Here is a 15,795-nt window from a genome sequence, read left to right as displayed (position 1 = left end):
AATTTGCCACGGCGACGACAGATGCCGTCACAACCGTCGTAATCCGAACGAGTCTGTATCTGTCCGGCCGGTATGACGAGCCTCGCCGACGATGCGGATCACGCATGGCCGCTTCATGCCGACTCGACATGTCGTGACGGATTTCGAGCCCGAGCCGATTCCGGTGAACCTGCTTCATGTCGAGCGGCGAGGTATAGGCCTTCGTGGATTTCGTGACGGAGACACAGCGCAGCAGCGCGCAACTTCAAGGCGTGGACGCAACGGCAACGCGAAATGCCCGGTAGGCAGCCACCAGCGCATCGAGGTCGAACGCCCTGTTCAGGCCACTTGGATTCGGCAGGACCCACGCGCGCGCACCGCCGAACGCATCGGGTTGCGGCCCCCACTGAATCTCGCGCCGGCCTGACATGCCAGCCAGCACGATCTTGCCAAGAAAGGCGATGTATCGGGGTGCATAGTGTTCGATCTTTCGCTCGAAGCCGGACGCGGCCGTTGCGAACTCCGAGCGCGACAACTCGTCGGCCCGCGCCGTCGGACGCGAAACCGCCGTGGTGAGGCCGCAACCATATCGAAGGAGCGTGCGATCCTGTTCGGGATGAATCTGTTCCGGAGAAAACCCCGCCAGGTGAACGACACGCCAGAACCGATTGCTACCGTTCGCGAAGTGGTGGCCGCTCGATGCCGAACGAAGTCCTGGATTGATGCCGCAGAATATGACCGACAAACCCGGCTTGAGAATATCCGGTAGAGGTTGACGCGTATCAACGCGCATCACGGATGCGAGGGTTCTTGGTGACTGATCTGCGTGTCCGAGCAGGAAGGTGCCGTTGCGAACGGCGTCAAACCGGCACGCCGGGCCGCAATGACGTGCGTTGCGGCAGCTTACCGCAATGGCCGGATGGCAGGGGCGCGCAGTCCGGCCATTGACTTTTGCCGCGTTGGAAGAAAGCTGACCGCAAGCACGGTCTGCATTTTTGTCGATCATCGCTGGCCGACCATGCATCGGCGCGATGCGCACCGTCACGATTCGTCGTGGCCCGGATGTGGCCCATTTTGGCCTTCAAACGCGCTTCATGGACAGGCAGACAAGTGCAATCGTCGGCAAAATGCGCTTCACCCACCTTCGCAATTCTTCCAGTCGCGCGCTCAAGAAAGTGCTGGATGGACCGGGCCGGATACGGAAAACCCGTCGGCGCAATCGTCCACACACTGGTGTCGAACATACGCTGTTCTCGAGTTGGAAGGGACATCCTTCTTTGATCCAGGTTGCTGACGCCGTCAGCGCCGGTTTCCATGCGAGCCAGCCATGACCCGAAACCCGAGCGTTACTTCGCAAGTTCTTCCTCAGCCGCCTCACGCCGGCGAATCGATGTCGGGTGCCGACATCATTCTGCGAGTACTCGCGGAGCAGGGCGTCGATACGCTGTTTGGATACAGTGGCGGCGCAATCCTGCCTACCTACGACGCCGTGTTTCGTTACAACGAACTGAACAAGGCGCACCCCGAGCGCCAGATCCGGTTCGTCGTGCCTGCGAATGAACAGGCCGCGGGCTTCATGGCCGCAGGTTACGCACGTGCCAGCGGCAAGGTCGGCGTGTTCATGGTGACGTCCGGCCCGGGCGCGACGAACGCGGTGACGCCGATCGCCGACTGCAACGGTGATTCGGTTCCCGTCGTGCTGATATGCGGACAGGTGCCTCGTGCCATGATCGGCACCGATGCGTTCCAGGAGGCGCCCGTCTTCAACATCATGTCGGCGTGTGCCAAGCAGGTATTCCTGGTGACCGATCCAGCGAAACTGGAACAGACATTGCGAAGCGCATTCGAAATCGCACGCACCGGCCGTCCGGGGCCGGTTGTCGTGGACGTGCCCAAGGACATCCAGAACTGGACGGGGCCCTTTCTCGGACACGGTACCTTGCAGTTTCGCGGGTACTCCGATCGTCTTCGCATGGTGGCAAAAGGCGCGCGTCTCGATGCGGACAAGCGCACCGAATTCTTCGATCTGCTGGCGCAGAGCAGGCGACCGCTGCTGTACGTGGGCGGCGGCATTGCCGCGGCCGACGCAACGGCGGAACTGAGGCAGTTTGCGGAGCGCTACAGGATTCCGGTCGTGACCACGCTCATGGGCCTCGGCGCGATGCCGGCGAGACACGAACTGTTGCTGGGCATGCTGGGCATGCATGGTGCCGCCTGCGCGAACTACGCGGTGGAAGACTGCGACTTCCTGATTGCGGTGGGTGCCCGATTCGACGATCGGGTGGTCGGCGGCCGTCCCGAGCGGTTCGCGCCGGGCGCACGGCATGTTGCCCACATCGACATCGACGAGGCGGAGATCAACAAGGTCAAGCGAGCACAGTGGAGTCACGTGGGCCATGCGAAGGACGCGTTGCTGTCATTGATGCGGGATGACCGGGTCGTGACACCCCCGTCGGACTGGCTCGACCGCGTGGCGGAACTCAAGCGTGGCCACGGGATGAACTACGACCGGAACAACGCGGCGATTCAGCCGCAGCTCGTGATCGAGAAGCTCGGCGAGATGACCGGCGGGCGGGCCATCGTCACGACGGGCGTTGGCCAGCATCAGATGTGGGCTGCGCAGTTTTTCGATTTCGTCGAGCCTCGCAGCTTTCTGACGTCCGGCAGCATGGGAACGATGGGTTTTGGGCTGCCCGCGGCGATCGGCGCGCAGCTGGCGCGGCCGGATGCCCTTGTGATCGACATCGACGGTGACGGCAGCATCCGGATGAATATCGGCGAGCTGGAAACGGCGAGCACGTATCGCGTTCCCGTGAAGGTGCTGGTCCTGAACAATCGCGGTGACGGGATGATCCGGCAGTGGCAGCGTCTGTTTTTCGACGGACGGATGTTCGTGAGCGACAAGTCGCTTCATCGCAAGGATTTCGTGATGACGGCACAGGCCGACGGGTTTGAATTTGCCCGCCGCGTCGAAGCGCCAGACGAACTCGAGGACACGCTCCGGGCATTCATCGAGTTTGATGGACCTGCCTTTCTCGAAGTGATGATCGACCCGAACGCCGACGTGTTCCCGATGGTGGGGCCGGGTCAAAGCTACTCGACGATGGTCACGGGGCCCTTCATCCGGGCTCGACCCGATCAGGGCGAAGGTGTTCAGGCCTCGGGGCAGCTGCCCGGCACAGATATGTTCTGACGATATGGCGTCGTGATGAGGCGAGCGCTTGATGCGGGCATCGGCGTGATGCATGTCGTGGCCTGCGCTCGCGTGGTGCCGTTTCGTCAACCTCCCTCCCGATCCTGGTCGACCATCATGATTGACACGAATCTGATTCACAAGGCCCTCGCGAACCCCTTCCGGCGTGAAATCCTCGCGTGGCTGAAGACGCCGAACGAGGTGTTCGCGCGGGGGGCCATCGACTTTGGTCATGGCGTTCCATCGAATGCGATCCATGCGCGCAGCGGCCTGTCGCAGTCGACCGTATCGGCACATATCGCGATGTTGATCGACGCGGGCCTTCTCGTTTCGACCCGAGTGGGCCAGTGGATATTCCTGTCCCGGAATGAAGACGTGATACGTGCGTTCGGCAAGCAGGTCTATTTGCACCTGTGACGGGCGTCCGCCGCGAATCGGTTGCACCTGCGCGCATTCGTCGACAGGACGCCTGATGCACATGGTGGCACGAAATGAGCGGTGAATGTCCCCAAACCGTCGTAGCCGGGGCGTCCGTGAGAACCGGCAAAACCTAAACTGTGGTTACCAGCAGTCAGGAGACGGCTGGTCCTGGCGGGCACAGGGGCCGGGTGGCATGAGCCACGAGGTCTTGCACAAGTCGACGCGAACGGGATGGCATCCAGCCTTGCCGCTTTTCGCTTGAGGATCTTTGTCTTCGTGTACCTGTGAATGCATTGGCTTGGCCAAGGCGGGAGCAGGTGCCGCCTTGGGTAAATTCTTGGCAGCGATCGGGCGTGAGCCCGACAGAGGACAAAGTCATCATGATGATGCGGAACCGGAGTACCTCCTTCCTGTTCGGAGGCAATGCTTCTTATGTCGAGGAGCAATACGAGGCGTACCTCGCAGACCCAAGCACGGTGTCGGCCGAGTGGCGCGATTATTTCGACGCGTTGCAGGGCGTCCCGGCGGCTGATGGATCGGGGGCCGGCGACGTTGCGCACGCACCCGTCGTGTCTCGTTTCGTCGAGTTGGCCAAGAAGGCGCGCACCGGAGGACGTTCGGAGCGCGAGGTACTTGCCTTCGCCCGCAAGCAGGTCGCCGTGCAGGCCTTGATTTCGGCCTATCGCATGGTCGGCACCCGCAATGCGCATCTGGACCCGCTGCGCTGGACGGCGCCGGTGCCCGTGCCCGAATTGAACCCGACTTACTACGATCTGTCCCAGGCGGACTTGAGCACGAAGTTCAGCATGTCGGGCACGCATTTCCCGGACGACGACGCGACGCTCGGCGATCTGGTGCAGGCGCTGACGGAGACATATTGCGGCACGCTGGGCGCCGAGTTCATGCATCTGGCCGATCCGGAGCAGCGCAACTGGTGGCCGATGCGTCTCGAGTCGTCGCGGTCGAGAGCGAGCCTGGATAACGGTGACAAGCTGCATATCCTCGAGCGGCTGACGGCCGCGGAAGGTCTCGAGAAATACCTGCATGCGCGCTATGTCGGCCAGAAGCGCTTTTCGCTCGAGGGGGGCGAGTCGCTCATCGTCCTGCTGGATGAACTGGTTGCGTATGGCGCCACGAGAGGTGTCAAGAGTTCGATTCTCGGCATGGCGCACCGTGGGCGCCTGAACGTTCTCGTCAATATCGTCGGGAAGCCGCCGGCTGCGCTGTTCGACGAGTTCGAGGGCAAAACCGCGAATCTTCTTCCGGCGGGCGACGTCAAGTATCACAAGGGCTTTACCGGCCTGCTCCCGACGGCAACCGGGCCGGCGGAAGTCACGCTTGCGTTCAATCCGTCGCACCTTGAAATCGTGAACCCGGTTGTGCAGGGTATCGCGCGTGCGCGCGCCGAAGTATTGGGGCAGGGTGCGGGTGCGGTCCTGCCGGTGGAGATTCACGGCGACGCCGCGATTTCGGGGCAGGGCATCGTCATGGAGACGATGAACCTGTCGAATACCCGCGGCTACGGTACGGGCGGCACGATCCATGTGGTGGTGAACAACCAGGTTGGCTTCACCACGTCGGACCCGCGGGATGTCCGGTCGTCGTTCTATTGCACCGACATTGCCAAGATGATCGAGGCGCCGATCCTGCACGTCAACGGCGACGACCCCGAGGCGGTCGTTGCCGCAACACGCCTGGCAATCGATTTTCGTGCGACGTTCGGCAAGAGCGTCGTGATCGAGCTGGTCTGCTTCCGCCGCCATGGCCACCAGGAACAGGACACGCCGAACATCACGCAACCGCTGATGTATCGCTCCATCGCGGGCCACCCTGGCGTCCGCGCCCTCTATGCAAGGAAACTGGTGGACGAGCGGATGCTGACGGCGCAAGACGTGGAGAAGTACGTCCATGACTACCGTGAGCGTCTTGACGCTGCGCAAGCTGCCGAAGCGAGGAAGCCGGTCGATCGGGATAACGAAGAAGTGAGCTGGCCGCAACTGCTCGATGGAAACGTCGGCCGCATCTATTACGCGCCGCCGTTGCCGGACCTCGTCGATCGACTCGCACGCAACATCACGCGCATTCCCGAGCAGGTCTCGCTGCATCCGCTGGTCGGAAAAGTGATGGCCGCGCGCCGCGAGATGGCGGAAGGCAAGCGTCCGCTGGATTGGGGGATGGCCGAGCATCTGGCCTTTGCCTCGCTTCTCGCCGCCGGCATCGACGTGCGCCTGAGCGGGCAGGACAGTGAACGTGGCACGTTCAGCCATCGTCACGCGGTGCTCCATGATCAGAAGCGGTCGATTCGGGCGGAAGGCACGTACGTCCCGTTGCATCATGTGTCGGATGACCAGGGACGATTTTCGGTCACGAACTCGGTTCTGTCCGAGGCCGCGGTATTGGGCTTCGAGTACGGATACTCGGTTGTTCGACAGAACGCTCTCGTATTGTGGGAGGCACAGTTCGGCGACTTCGCGAACGGCGCGCAAGTCGTGATCGACAACTTCCTGTCCGCGGGGGCTGCAAAGTGGGGGCAACACAGCGGCATGACGATGCTGCTTCCGCACGGTCAGGAGGGGGAGGGGCCGGAGCACGCGTCCGCGCGCCTCGAGCGCTATTTGCAACTGTGTGCGCAGAACAACATGCGGGTGGTTCAGCCCACGACGCCGGCCCAGATCTTCCACCTGCTGCGGATGCAGGCCGTGCTGCACGATCGCGTTCCGCTGGTCGTGATGACACCCAAGTCGCTTTTGCGCCATCCGGAGGCCGTCAGCAGCCTGGACGATCTCGCCAACGGCCGATTCAACGAGATCCTCGCTGAAGCGCCTGCGGCCGAAGCGGCGTCCAGGGTCGATCGGGTCATCCTGTGTTCGGGCAAGGTCTATTACGAACTGCTGGAGCGCCGGCGCAAGGCGCAAAAGGACAATATCGCGTTGATCCGCGTTGAACAGTTGTATCCGTTCCCCGCGACGCAGATCGGTTCGGCGCTGAAGCGCTATTCGAACCTGAAGTGTGTGGTCTGGTGCCAGGAAGAGTCGAAGAACCAGGGTTCGTGGAATTATGTGCTGGAACCGCTGCTGGACATCGTGAAGGCGCCTGTCACGCTGCGCTATGTCGGACCCGAGGCAACGGCATCGACCGCGCCCGGTTACAAGGCGATGCACATCGCGCGCCAGGAGAAGTTCCTGCACGCGGCGATCGACGAGTAAGGACGCGGCCGGGGCGAGTCGGAGGCGATGTTCGCGTCGCCGACTGATACCCACGGCGGGTCGTTGTCGAAGGCCGGATAAAATCGGGTGCAGGGCGATTTCATTCGAGGGAAGCGTCGATGGACACGCTGCAAATGATGCGGATCTTTGTCGGCATTGCGGAAGAGGGCAGCTTCACCGGCGCCGCTCGGCGCCAGGACATCACCACTGCCTATGCATCGAGATCGATCGCGCAGTTGGAGACACACCTGCGCACACGCCTGCTCAACCGCAGCACGCGTCGCATTGCGCTGACCGAGGCGGGGCAGCGATATCTGGAACGATGCGAGCGGATTCTCGCGTATATCGACGAGGCCGAAGCGGAGGCCGCGGATGCGCAGGCCCGGCCGTCCGGCAAGCTGCGCTTGCATGCGACGACGGGCTTCGGCCAGGCGTACGTCGTGCCGGCGGTCGTGCGCTATCGGGCACGCAATCCTTCGGTATCCGTCGAGCTGACGTTGTCGCATCATGTGCCCGATCTGCTCGACGAGGGTTACGACGTGTCATTTCAATTGAGCTCGTCGGATCTGCCCGATTCGGGCCTCGTGTCGCATCGGCTCGGCACCGTACACAGCGTGCTGTGCGCGGCGCCGGCCTACCTGAGCGCACACGGCACGCCGCGCACGGTGCCGGAGCTCGACGGGCACGCGTGCCTGCAGATCGTCACGTCCGTGTTTCCGCGCGATCGCTGGCATCTGGACGGCCCCGATGGCCGGGAAACCTTCAAGCTGCCGCCGGCGGACTTTCAGGTCAACTTGCCGGGTGCGCTCGGCGCTGCGTTGCGGGATGGCATCGGAATCGGCGCGCTTCCGTTGTCGACGGCTTTGCCGGCGCTTCGTAGCGGCGCGCTGGTGCGCGTGTTGCCCGAATATCAGTTACAGACGCTGACCGCCTACGTGTTGTACGCGTCGCGCCAATATCTCGACGCGAAGATCAGGACGTGCGTCGATTTCCTCCGGGAATACGTTCCGGAAGTGCTGGAAGCCGACAAGGCGGCGCTGTGCGGGTCCGGCGGCCGTGACCCGGCTCTCGGAAGGGCCGAAACCGGATAGGAAATCCCGTCAGCGCCGCTTCCGGGGCTGCATCGTCGCGACTGCTTCGCGCCCCTCAAAAAATTCTTGAATGTATCTGCAATGTCAGATATATTCCCTGTCAGAAAATGGAGGTGGCCGATGACCGACCCGCTCAACGAAGCATTCGAGCGAACCCAGCCTTTCCTCATTGCCCTCGGCAAGGCCTGCAACAGGGTGACTGCGGAACTGGACACGGGGCTCGAGGCAGTCGGAATCAATGCGCGGCAACTGGGCATTCTGCTGACGCTGGCTTACGACAACGCGCGGTCGCCGGCCGCGCTGGCGAAGTTGGTCGGCGTCGATTCCGGCCGCATGACCCGGTTGCTCGACGTGCTGACGAGTCGCGGCCTGGTGGAACGCGCCCGCAGCGACAAGGACCGACGCGTGGTCGAGGTTTCGTTGACGCAGGAAGGGTGGGAGACCATCGCCCGAAGCGCGCAAGTCATCCCCGAGATGCGGAGACGGCGGTTCGCGCACTTTACGCAATCCGACTTCGATGCGTTAAGCGGGCTCGTCCGCAAGTTGCTCGAAGGCTGACGCGAATTTTTTTATCCAAATATCTGACATATCAGATAGTTTCCGCCCCATGACAGGCAGTTCGATTTCAGACTAAAGGATGCAACATGAATTCGTCGCCCCAACCTCGTGTGCCGGTGCCGCTGACCGGCGCCAGGTTCGCACTCGGCACGTTCGCCGTGGCGCTCGCCACCTTCATGAACGTGCTGGATTCGTCGATCGCGAACGTCGCGATTCCGACGCTCTCCGGCAACCTCGGCGTGTCGATCGACGAAGGGACGTGGGTCATCACGCTGTTCGCCGCGGCCAATGCGGTGTCGATTCCGCTGACCGGGTGGCTCACGCAGCGGGTCGGGCAGGTGAAGCTGTTCGTTTGGGCGATTCTGCTGTTCGTGCTGTCGTCCGCGGCGTGCGGGCTTGCACCGAACCTGTTCGTGCTGCTCGCCGCGCGGGTCGTGCAAGGCGCGGTGGCGGGGCCGCTGGTGCCGCTGTCGCAGGCGCTGCTGCTGGCGTCCTTTCCAAAGGACAAGAGCTCGAGCGCGCTGTCGCTGTGGGCAATGACCGCGACGGTCGGGCCGATCGCCGGGCCGGCGCTGGGCGGCTGGATCACCGACAGCTACAGCTGGTCGTGGATCTTCTACATCAACGTGCCGGTCGGCCTCTTCGCCGCCGGCGCGGTCTGGGCGATCTACCGGGATCGCGATACGCCCGCGCGCAAGCTTCCGATCGACAAGGTGGGGCTGATTTCGCTGATCGCATGGGTCGCGTCGCTGCAGATCATGCTCGACAAGGGCAAGGACCTCGACTGGTTCAATTCGCCGGTGATCTGGGCGCTGACCGTCATGGCGGCAATCAGCTTCGTGTTCTTCCTGATCTGGGAGCTCACGGAGGCAAAACCGATCGTCGACCTGCGACTTTTTGCCGGGCGTAACTTTCTCGGCGGTACGGTCGCGATATCGGTCGCTTACGCGATCTTCTTCGCGAACCTGGTGATCCTGCCGCAGTGGATCCAGGGCTTTCTCGGCTATCGCGCGGTGGATGCGGGGCTCGTGACGGCGCCGCTGGGCATCTTCGCGGTGATCCTGGCCCCCGTGATGGGCAAGATCATGCCGCGCTCCGACATGCGGGTGCTCGCCACGCTGGCCTTCGTTGGCTTCGCGGGCGTGTTTTTCATGCGCTCGAACTATACGACCGGCGTCGACACGTGGACGCTGGTGCTGCCGACATTGCTGCAAGGCATTCCCACCGCGCTCTTCTTCACGCCGCTCACGGCCATCATCCTGTCGGGGCTTCCGCCCGAGAAGATTCCGGCGGCGGCCGGCCTGTCCAACTTCGCGCGCATTTTCGCCGGCGCGGTCGGGACGTCGCTGTTGAGCACCGGCTGGAACGACCGGACGATCCTCCATCACGCGCGGCTGGTCGAGCAAACGGACGTGGGCAACCCGACCTACGTCGCCGGCATCGCCAATCTGCAGACGGTGCTCGGCGCCGGCACCGCCAAGGCGACAGCCTTCTTCGAAGCATCGCTCAACGCGCAAGCCACCATGCTTGGCCTGAACGACATCTTCTGGATATCGGGCGTGATCTTTGTCGTGATCGTCCCGCTGATCTGGGTGACCAAGCCAGGCAAGGGCGTTGGCGCGGGCGCCGCGGGTGCTGGCGGCCACTGACCGACGCGAATCCGGGCAGCACGATACACCGTACGCGGCATCCGGAATTCCCGCTTGACAAACTCTGACATTGCAGTTATTGTCATCATCAATCGCATAGGACGGCACCATGGACCATTACACGATCAAAAGCTTCACGCTCACGCACAGTGTCGGCTACATGCTGAGCAAGGCGCGCAACCTGATCGTCGCCGAAATGGACGCGGCGCTCAAGGACCTCGACATCACCAGCCAGCAAATGGGCATTCTGCTGTCGATGCGGAGCGGCATGGCCGCCACGCCGTTCGAGCTGTCGAAGCTGCTCGGGATCGACACGGGCCTAATGACGCGCATGCTCGACAAACTGGAAGCGAAGGGATTGCTGGAACGTTCACGCGACGCGGACGACCGCCGCGTCGTCAATCTCACGTTGACCGAAAAGGGCGCGGAAGTCGCGGCCCGGATTCCGGAAGTCGCGCCGCATGTGTTGAACGCCCGGCTGCGCAACTTCACGAAGGCCGAGTTCGCGGAGCTGTCTCGCCTGCTTCACAAGTTCATTGGCGAGTGAGCGCGGCGGGCGTGCCCGCCTTTTTTTGAATCATTAATCTGACAGGTCAGAAAATGAAATCGCAGACAAATGGATCCGACATCGGCGCCCGCGCATTGAAACTGGGTGTGTCGGCGATCTTCGTGGCGGTGCTGTCGGCATGTGCAAACTATGCGGGCATCCATAGCGACAAGCGGATCGTGGCGCCGCAACAGCTCGATACGGCCCGCAGCCTGCCGGCCGAGCAAGGCCGCTGGCCGGCTGCCGACTGGGCCGACCAGTTCGGCGATGCGCAACTGAAAGCGCTGATCGCCGAGGCGCTGCGCGGCAGTCCGACGATCGAGCAGGCTCGTGCGCGGGTGGCCCAGGCGCAGGCCTTCGCCGAAGCGTCGAACGCGAGCACGCTGCCGCGCGTCGATGCGAGCTACTCGCTGACGCGCCAGCAGTACAGCGGCACGGCGATGATCCCGCCGCCGTATGCCGGTTCCTGGCAGACCGAGAACAAGGGCCTGCTGAGCGCGTCGTACGACCTCGACCTGTGGGGCAAGAACCGCGAAGCGCTGAGGGCGGCCGTGTCGCAGGCGCAAGCGAGCAAGGCGGACGTCGAATTCGTCACGCTCACGTTGAACACCGCAATCGCGCGTAGCTACAACCAGCTGGCCCGCCTTTACGTGCTGCGCGACATCGCGCAACAGGAAGTCGCGCGCCGCGAGCAGATCGATCGCATCACGGCCGGCCGTATCGCGACCGGCCTCGATACGGAGGTGGAGCGCAAGACCGCGCAGGCGAATCTTGCAACGAGCCGCGCCCGCGTCACCGCACTCGACGGCAGCATTCTGACCACGCGCTATCAGCTGGCTGCGCTGCTCGGCGCAGGACCGGATCGCGGCCTTGCGATCGAGCGGCCGGCGCTCGGCATTGGCAACGACGTGCGCCTGCCGGACAACCTGCCGGCTGACCTGGTGAGCCGTCGCCCGGACCTCGTCGCCGCGCGCTGGCGTGTCGACGCGATGACGCACCAGGTCAAGGAAGCGAAGGCGGAGTTCTATCCGGACATCAACCTGAGCGCCGCGATCGGCCTCGACGCGTTCGGTTTCGGTCGTTTCCTGAGCGCCGCAAGCCGCACGGCATCGGCCGGCCCGGCGATCCACCTGCCGATCTTCGATGCAGGCGCACTGCGCGCGCAACTGAAAGGCCGCTATGCAGAGTTCGACTACGCGGTGGCCACCTACAACCAAACGCTGGTTGGCGCGCTGAGCGACGTTGCGACGCAGCTCGCGCAGATCCGCTCGAGCGATGCGCAACTCGTCGACGCAAACGCGGCACGGCAGGCCGCGCAGGATGCCGATCGGCTGGCGATCACGCAGTACAAGGCCGGCCTGACCAATCAGTTGACCGTGCTTGGTGCCGATGTCACGGCGCTGAATACCGAGGAAGCCGTTGCAAACCTGACGATGAACCGACGCGACCAGCAGATTGCACTCGCGTCGGCGCTCGGCGGCGGTTACGTCGACACGTCGGCCGCTACCGACCACAGCGCGGATGCTGCCGCATCCGCCCATCCCGTCGTCGCCGCGCGTTGAACGGCACGTTCACTTACCGGCAAGGAGATTTGACATGAGCGATACCCTCACGCCCGACCGCGAAACGGCGGACCGCGGCGGCGCAAGCAACCGCGGCACGCAAGCCGATCCGGCCGGCCATGACGCCGGCACGACGCCTCCGGGCAAGCGCAAGCGCCTGCTTGCCCTCCTGGTGGCGGTCGTCGCGGTCACGGGGGCGGCGTATGCGGCCTACTATTTCACCGACGGCCGCTATTACCAGGCGACCGACGATGCGTACGTGAGCGGCAACCTGGTGCAACTGACGCCGCAGGTCACCGGTACGGTGGTCGCCGTCAATGCGGACGACACGCAGATCGTGAAGGCAGGCGACCCGGTCGTCACGCTCGACCCGGCCGACGCGAAGATCGCGCTGGTGAATGCCGAGGCGGCCCTTGGCCAGACCGTGCGCCGCGTGAGCAGCCTGTATGTGAACAACGATTTCTATGCGGCGAATGTGGCGCAACGCGAGTCGGATCTCGCTCGCGCCAACGACGATCTGCGGCGGCGCGAGGCGGTTGCGGGCACGGGTGCCGTTTCCGCTGAAGATATCGCCCACGCTCGCGATGCCGTCAAGGCTGCCCAGGCCGCACTCGATGCCGCGCGCCAGCAGGCCGGCGCGAATCACGCGCTGACCGACCGCACGACGGTCGGACAGCATCCCGACGTGCAGGCGGCGGCGTCGAAAGTCAGGGATGCCTATCTCGCTTACGCGCGCAATACGTTGCCGGCGCCGGTGACGGGCTACGTGGCGAAACGGTCGGTCCAGGTCGGCCAACGTGTGGCGCCCGGCACGCCGCTGATGGCGATCGTGCCGCTGGATGGCGTGTGGGTCGATGCGAACTTCAAGGAAGTGCAGCTCACGCGGATGCGGATCGGCCAGCCGGTCACGTTGACGGCCGACGTGTACGGTTCGAGCGTCAAGTATCACGGCAGGATCGAGGGGTTCTCGGCCGGCACCGGCGGCGCGTTTGCCACGTTGCCGGCGCAAAACGCGACGGGCAACTGGATCAAGGTCGTCCAGCGCCTTCCGGTGCGCATCCAGCTGGAGCCACGCGAGCTCGCGGTGCATCCGCTGCGCATCGGGCTGTCGATGACGGTCGATGCCGATACGCACGACGATTCCGGCACGCAGCTGGGTGCCGCCGCGAAAACGACCTATCGTACCGGCGTGTTCGAGCAGTACGGTGCACAAGCCGATGCCGAGATCGCGAAGATCATCGAGCAGAACGAAATGGCTTCGCGCGCAATCGGTACCCAGCAGGCCGCGACGCGTGGTGCGTCGCGCGATCGCGCAAGCCATGCGGGTTGAGCACGGAATGAAGCCAACGGTTCCATGGCGGGTTGGTTCCGGCCATGGCGTCGCGCCGGTGTGAATCGATCCGGCGTCGGCCGGCTGTACGAACGGAAACAGGGTTACACCCGTGAAGGTCACGACATGAAAGTTGCCATCGTTGTATTCGAAGGTGCGCAGGCGCTCGACGTTGCAGGCCCCCTCGACGTGTTCGCCGAGGCGAATACCTTCCTTTCCGAGCATCAACGATACGAGGTGACGCTCGTCGGGAACCAGGCGGGCACCGTGACCTGCTCGAACGGCATGCAGCTGGCCGTCTCGCATGGCTATGCCGATCGCGACATTCAATGGGACCTGCTGCTGGTAGCGGGCGGGCCGCAATTGCCGGATGTGCAGCCGTCGAACGCGTTTCTGGCGTGGCTGCAAGATCAGGCGCGCAGCGCAAGCCGCTTCGGCTCGGTCTGCAATGGCGCGTTTGTGCTGGCGCATGCGGGGCTGCTCGACGGCAAGGAAGTGACGACCCACTGGTCGGACGCCAGCCGACTGTCCAATGAATTTCCACGCGCCAACGTGCAGCCGGACAGGATTTTCGTTCGGGACGGGCGGCTCTTTACATCGGCGGGCGCGACCGCGGGCATCGATTTATGTCTGTCGCTGGTTTCGGAAGACTGGGGGCATGAGCTGGCGGTGCGGGTGGCGAAGCGTCTGGTCGTGTATATCCAGCGCGAGGGCGGCCAGTCTCAGTACAGTCCCTATATCGGGTCGGGCAAGGACGCGGATCCGATACTCGGCAAGGTCTATCGATACGTGAGCGAGCATATGACCGAAACGCTCTCGATCGAGGCGCTGGCGAGCGCGGCCTCGGTGAGCCGCCGCACCTTGTCGCGGGTATTCGCGAAGTACGCGAAGGTGACGCCTTCTGTTTTTGTCGAGCAGGTTCGCGTCGATACCGCGAGGAAGCTCCTCGAGGACACGGATGCGCCACTCAAGACGGTCGCATTCAAATGCGGTTTTCATAGCGCAACGCACATGCGCACGACGTTCTCGCGGCGGCTCAATGTCACGCCCAAGCAATATCGCCTGCGATTCAGAGGCGAGGCAAGTGCGCAGCAATGATCCCGTCACGGCGTTCGCGAGCGCCCCGTCGGTGACGAACGCACATTCGGCTTAATCGCTTCCCGACATCGTTGAGCCCGGGTTGTCGATACTGTTTTGTGGTGTCGATCAGGGTATGTGCACGGCGTCGACGGGGCACCATTTTGCTGGCAGAGGCACGGGATATGGAGAGGGCGAGCTTGGTCCATTGCTGTCGGTTGCAGTGCAAGTCGCGCAGGAAATCGACGTCGGCGAGGTTGAAATGCGCTTCATCAAGCCGCTCGTTGAAGAACCGTTGCTGGTCGATTAAATGAGGCACGAGACCATCGCGCCATCGATTGGCGGCCACGTGCCGCATGCGCAGAACGGATCACGGATGAATGATTGCCAGTGTGCGTTCTACACGTTGGCATTCCCGATGAGTTCATACGATACGGCGACCGTTCGGAGCCGTTCCGATTGAATGGGTTGGGAGCAGCAGAGGTACGGGAATGTGTGCTGCGGACCGCTGACGAAGGGGACGTCCTCGACAAAGTCTGACTGTCGTTTCATACCGCCGATCTTCGTTACGCGGTGTAAAAAATGAATTGAGCTTTACCAGGTTGGTGGCACCGAGGTTTGATCCTATAGTTTTTCCAACAGATTCATTCGGCGGTTGGTGCGCGCCGGACGGCAGGCACATCGTGGCATGGCGCTTACGAGTCGAGAAGAACTGCTTTACTGGAACGTTGTTGACTGGAGAAGTGAAAAGTGAAGTTCGCGATGAAAACTGAAATCCATGCAGACGATCGTTCGACGATCGAGCATGCGATGAAGACCGTCGATGCCGACGCGAAAGTCGACGTTGACATCGGTGCGCAAACGGTGAGCGTCGACTCGTGGCTGATGCCCGAGGAGTTTCTTGTCGCTTTCTACGACGAGGAATATGACGTGACCATTGCCGAATGGTAGGCAGGATGGGATCTTGTCGCACGTGAGCGCCAGGCACTGCGGCGTCACGCGGTTCACACCGAAGCAGCCTGCGGAATGCCGCATGCCTGCCGGTTGTCGCGACCAGGCTGTTGCCGTTCCCGGATCAGGTCATGCGTTCTCCTGCTCGAGTTGCTTGATGTCGGCCGCCTCCAGGCCACCGAAATGCTGTCGCCAGTTGTAGATCGATGATTCCGTGATTCTTCGCGACCTC

The 15,795-nt window shown here is 63.1% G+C and carries 14 protein-coding genes; 13 read left to right on the top strand and 1 reads right to left on the bottom strand.

Translation table 11 applies throughout. From position 1 onward, the window contains the following. Window positions 1-244: 244 nt before the first annotated feature. Complete coding sequence (mug, locus tag G3O06_RS15585) at window positions 245-772, bottom strand: G/U mismatch-specific DNA glycosylase (protein WP_205816671.1); 528 nt, start codon at window positions 770-772, stop codon at window positions 245-247. A 238-nt stretch (window positions 773-1,010) separates the two neighbouring features. Between mug and G3O06_RS15580 the strand changes: the two genes are divergently transcribed. The 13 genes from G3O06_RS15580 (at window position 1,011) to G3O06_RS15520 (ending at window position 15,563) form a co-directional block, all read left to right on the top strand. Continuing rightward, window positions 1,011-1,310, top strand: coding sequence for a hypothetical protein (locus G3O06_RS15580; RefSeq protein WP_205816645.1), 300 nt, complete (start codon window positions 1,011-1,013; stop codon window positions 1,308-1,310). Beyond that, window positions 1,307-3,172 (top strand): biosynthetic-type acetolactate synthase large subunit, encoded by a 1,866-nt coding sequence (gene ilvB, locus G3O06_RS15575; RefSeq protein ID WP_205816644.1) that lies wholly within the window; start codon window positions 1,307-1,309, stop codon window positions 3,170-3,172. The genes G3O06_RS15580 and ilvB overlap by 4 nt, the downstream gene beginning before the upstream one ends. A gap of 117 nt (window positions 3,173-3,289) precedes the next feature. Beyond that, window positions 3,290-3,589 carry a helix-turn-helix transcriptional regulator gene (locus G3O06_RS15570; protein WP_205816670.1) on the top strand — a complete coding sequence of 100 codons (300 nt, stop codon included), beginning with the start codon at window positions 3,290-3,292 and terminating at the stop codon, window positions 3,587-3,589. Between the two features lie 383 nt (window positions 3,590-3,972). Beyond that, window positions 3,973-6,798, top strand: a complete 2,826-nt coding sequence (locus tag G3O06_RS15565) for a 2-oxoglutarate dehydrogenase E1 component (protein ID WP_205816643.1) — start codon at window positions 3,973-3,975, stop codon at window positions 6,796-6,798. Between the two features lie 119 nt (window positions 6,799-6,917). Continuing rightward, window positions 6,918-7,889, top strand: a complete 972-nt coding sequence (locus tag G3O06_RS15560) for a LysR family transcriptional regulator (protein ID WP_205816642.1) — start codon at window positions 6,918-6,920, stop codon at window positions 7,887-7,889. A 120-nt stretch (window positions 7,890-8,009) separates the two neighbouring features. Further along, complete coding sequence (locus tag G3O06_RS15555; protein ID WP_205816641.1) at window positions 8,010-8,447, top strand: MarR family transcriptional regulator; 438 nt, start codon at window positions 8,010-8,012, stop codon at window positions 8,445-8,447. Between the two features lie 86 nt (window positions 8,448-8,533). Next, a complete protein-coding gene (locus tag G3O06_RS15550) occupies window positions 8,534-10,096 on the top strand; it encodes a DHA2 family efflux MFS transporter permease subunit (RefSeq protein WP_205816640.1) in 1,563 nt (520 codons plus the stop codon). 109 nt (window positions 10,097-10,205) lie between these two features. Further along, window positions 10,206-10,643 carry a MarR family transcriptional regulator gene (locus G3O06_RS15545; protein WP_205816639.1) on the top strand — a complete coding sequence of 146 codons (438 nt, stop codon included), beginning with the start codon at window positions 10,206-10,208 and terminating at the stop codon, window positions 10,641-10,643. Window positions 10,644-10,696: 53 nt separating this feature from the next. After that, window positions 10,697-12,205 carry an efflux transporter outer membrane subunit gene (locus tag G3O06_RS15540; RefSeq protein ID WP_205816638.1) on the top strand — a complete coding sequence of 503 codons (1,509 nt, stop codon included), beginning with the start codon at window positions 10,697-10,699 and terminating at the stop codon, window positions 12,203-12,205. 34 nt (window positions 12,206-12,239) lie between these two features. Beyond that, window positions 12,240-13,535, top strand: a complete 1,296-nt coding sequence (locus G3O06_RS15535; protein ID WP_205816637.1) for an HlyD family efflux transporter periplasmic adaptor subunit — start codon at window positions 12,240-12,242, stop codon at window positions 13,533-13,535. A 126-nt stretch (window positions 13,536-13,661) separates the two neighbouring features. Further along, window positions 13,662-14,633, top strand: coding sequence for a GlxA family transcriptional regulator (locus tag G3O06_RS15530; protein ID WP_205816636.1), 972 nt, complete (start codon window positions 13,662-13,664; stop codon window positions 14,631-14,633). 82 nt (window positions 14,634-14,715) lie between these two features. Then, complete coding sequence (locus tag G3O06_RS49970) at window positions 14,716-14,922, top strand: hypothetical protein (protein ID WP_205816635.1); 207 nt, start codon at window positions 14,716-14,718, stop codon at window positions 14,920-14,922. A 452-nt stretch (window positions 14,923-15,374) separates the two neighbouring features. After that, the gene (locus tag G3O06_RS15520; protein ID WP_241020046.1) at window positions 15,375-15,563 is read left to right on the top strand and encodes a copper chaperone; all 189 of its coding nucleotides are present in this window, start codon (window positions 15,375-15,377) and stop codon (window positions 15,561-15,563) included. The last annotated feature ends 232 nt before the right edge of the window (window positions 15,564-15,795 follow it).

The organism is Burkholderia sp. Ac-20345 (assembly GCF_017104825.1).
In the GTDB taxonomy this organism is placed as follows: domain Bacteria; phylum Pseudomonadota; class Gammaproteobacteria; order Burkholderiales; family Burkholderiaceae; genus Burkholderia; species Burkholderia lata_B.
The sequence above is the reverse complement of the archived record's forward strand: the minus strand, read 5'-3'. Positions and strand labels throughout refer to the sequence as shown.

Bases quoted from the DNA above. Each gene is read 5' to 3' on its own strand.
- mug (WP_205816671.1), bottom strand. From the start codon at position 772: ATGCGCGTTGATACGCGTCAACCTCTACCGGATATTCTCAAGCCGGGT.
- G3O06_RS15555 (WP_205816641.1), top strand. From the start codon at position 8,010: ATGACCGACCCGCTCAACGAAGCATTCGAGCGAACCCAGCCTTTCCTC.
- G3O06_RS15565 (WP_205816643.1), top strand. From the start codon at position 3,973: ATGATGATGCGGAACCGGAGTACCTCCTTCCTGTTCGGAGGCAATGCT.
- G3O06_RS15540 (WP_205816638.1), top strand. From the start codon at position 10,697: ATGAAATCGCAGACAAATGGATCCGACATCGGCGCCCGCGCATTGAAA.
- G3O06_RS15580 (WP_205816645.1), top strand. From the start codon at position 1,011: ATGCGCACCGTCACGATTCGTCGTGGCCCGGATGTGGCCCATTTTGGC.
- G3O06_RS15530 (WP_205816636.1), top strand. From the start codon at position 13,662: ATGAAAGTTGCCATCGTTGTATTCGAAGGTGCGCAGGCGCTCGACGTT.
- G3O06_RS15545 (WP_205816639.1), top strand. From the start codon at position 10,206: ATGGACCATTACACGATCAAAAGCTTCACGCTCACGCACAGTGTCGGC.
- ilvB (WP_205816644.1), top strand. From the start codon at position 1,307: ATGACCCGAAACCCGAGCGTTACTTCGCAAGTTCTTCCTCAGCCGCCT.
- G3O06_RS15520 (WP_241020046.1), top strand. From the start codon at position 15,375: ATGAAAACTGAAATCCATGCAGACGATCGTTCGACGATCGAGCATGCG.
- G3O06_RS15570 (WP_205816670.1), top strand. From the start codon at position 3,290: ATGATTGACACGAATCTGATTCACAAGGCCCTCGCGAACCCCTTCCGG.
- G3O06_RS15550 (WP_205816640.1), top strand. From the start codon at position 8,534: ATGAATTCGTCGCCCCAACCTCGTGTGCCGGTGCCGCTGACCGGCGCC.
- G3O06_RS15560 (WP_205816642.1), top strand. From the start codon at position 6,918: ATGGACACGCTGCAAATGATGCGGATCTTTGTCGGCATTGCGGAAGAG.
- G3O06_RS15535 (WP_205816637.1), top strand. From the start codon at position 12,240: ATGAGCGATACCCTCACGCCCGACCGCGAAACGGCGGACCGCGGCGGC.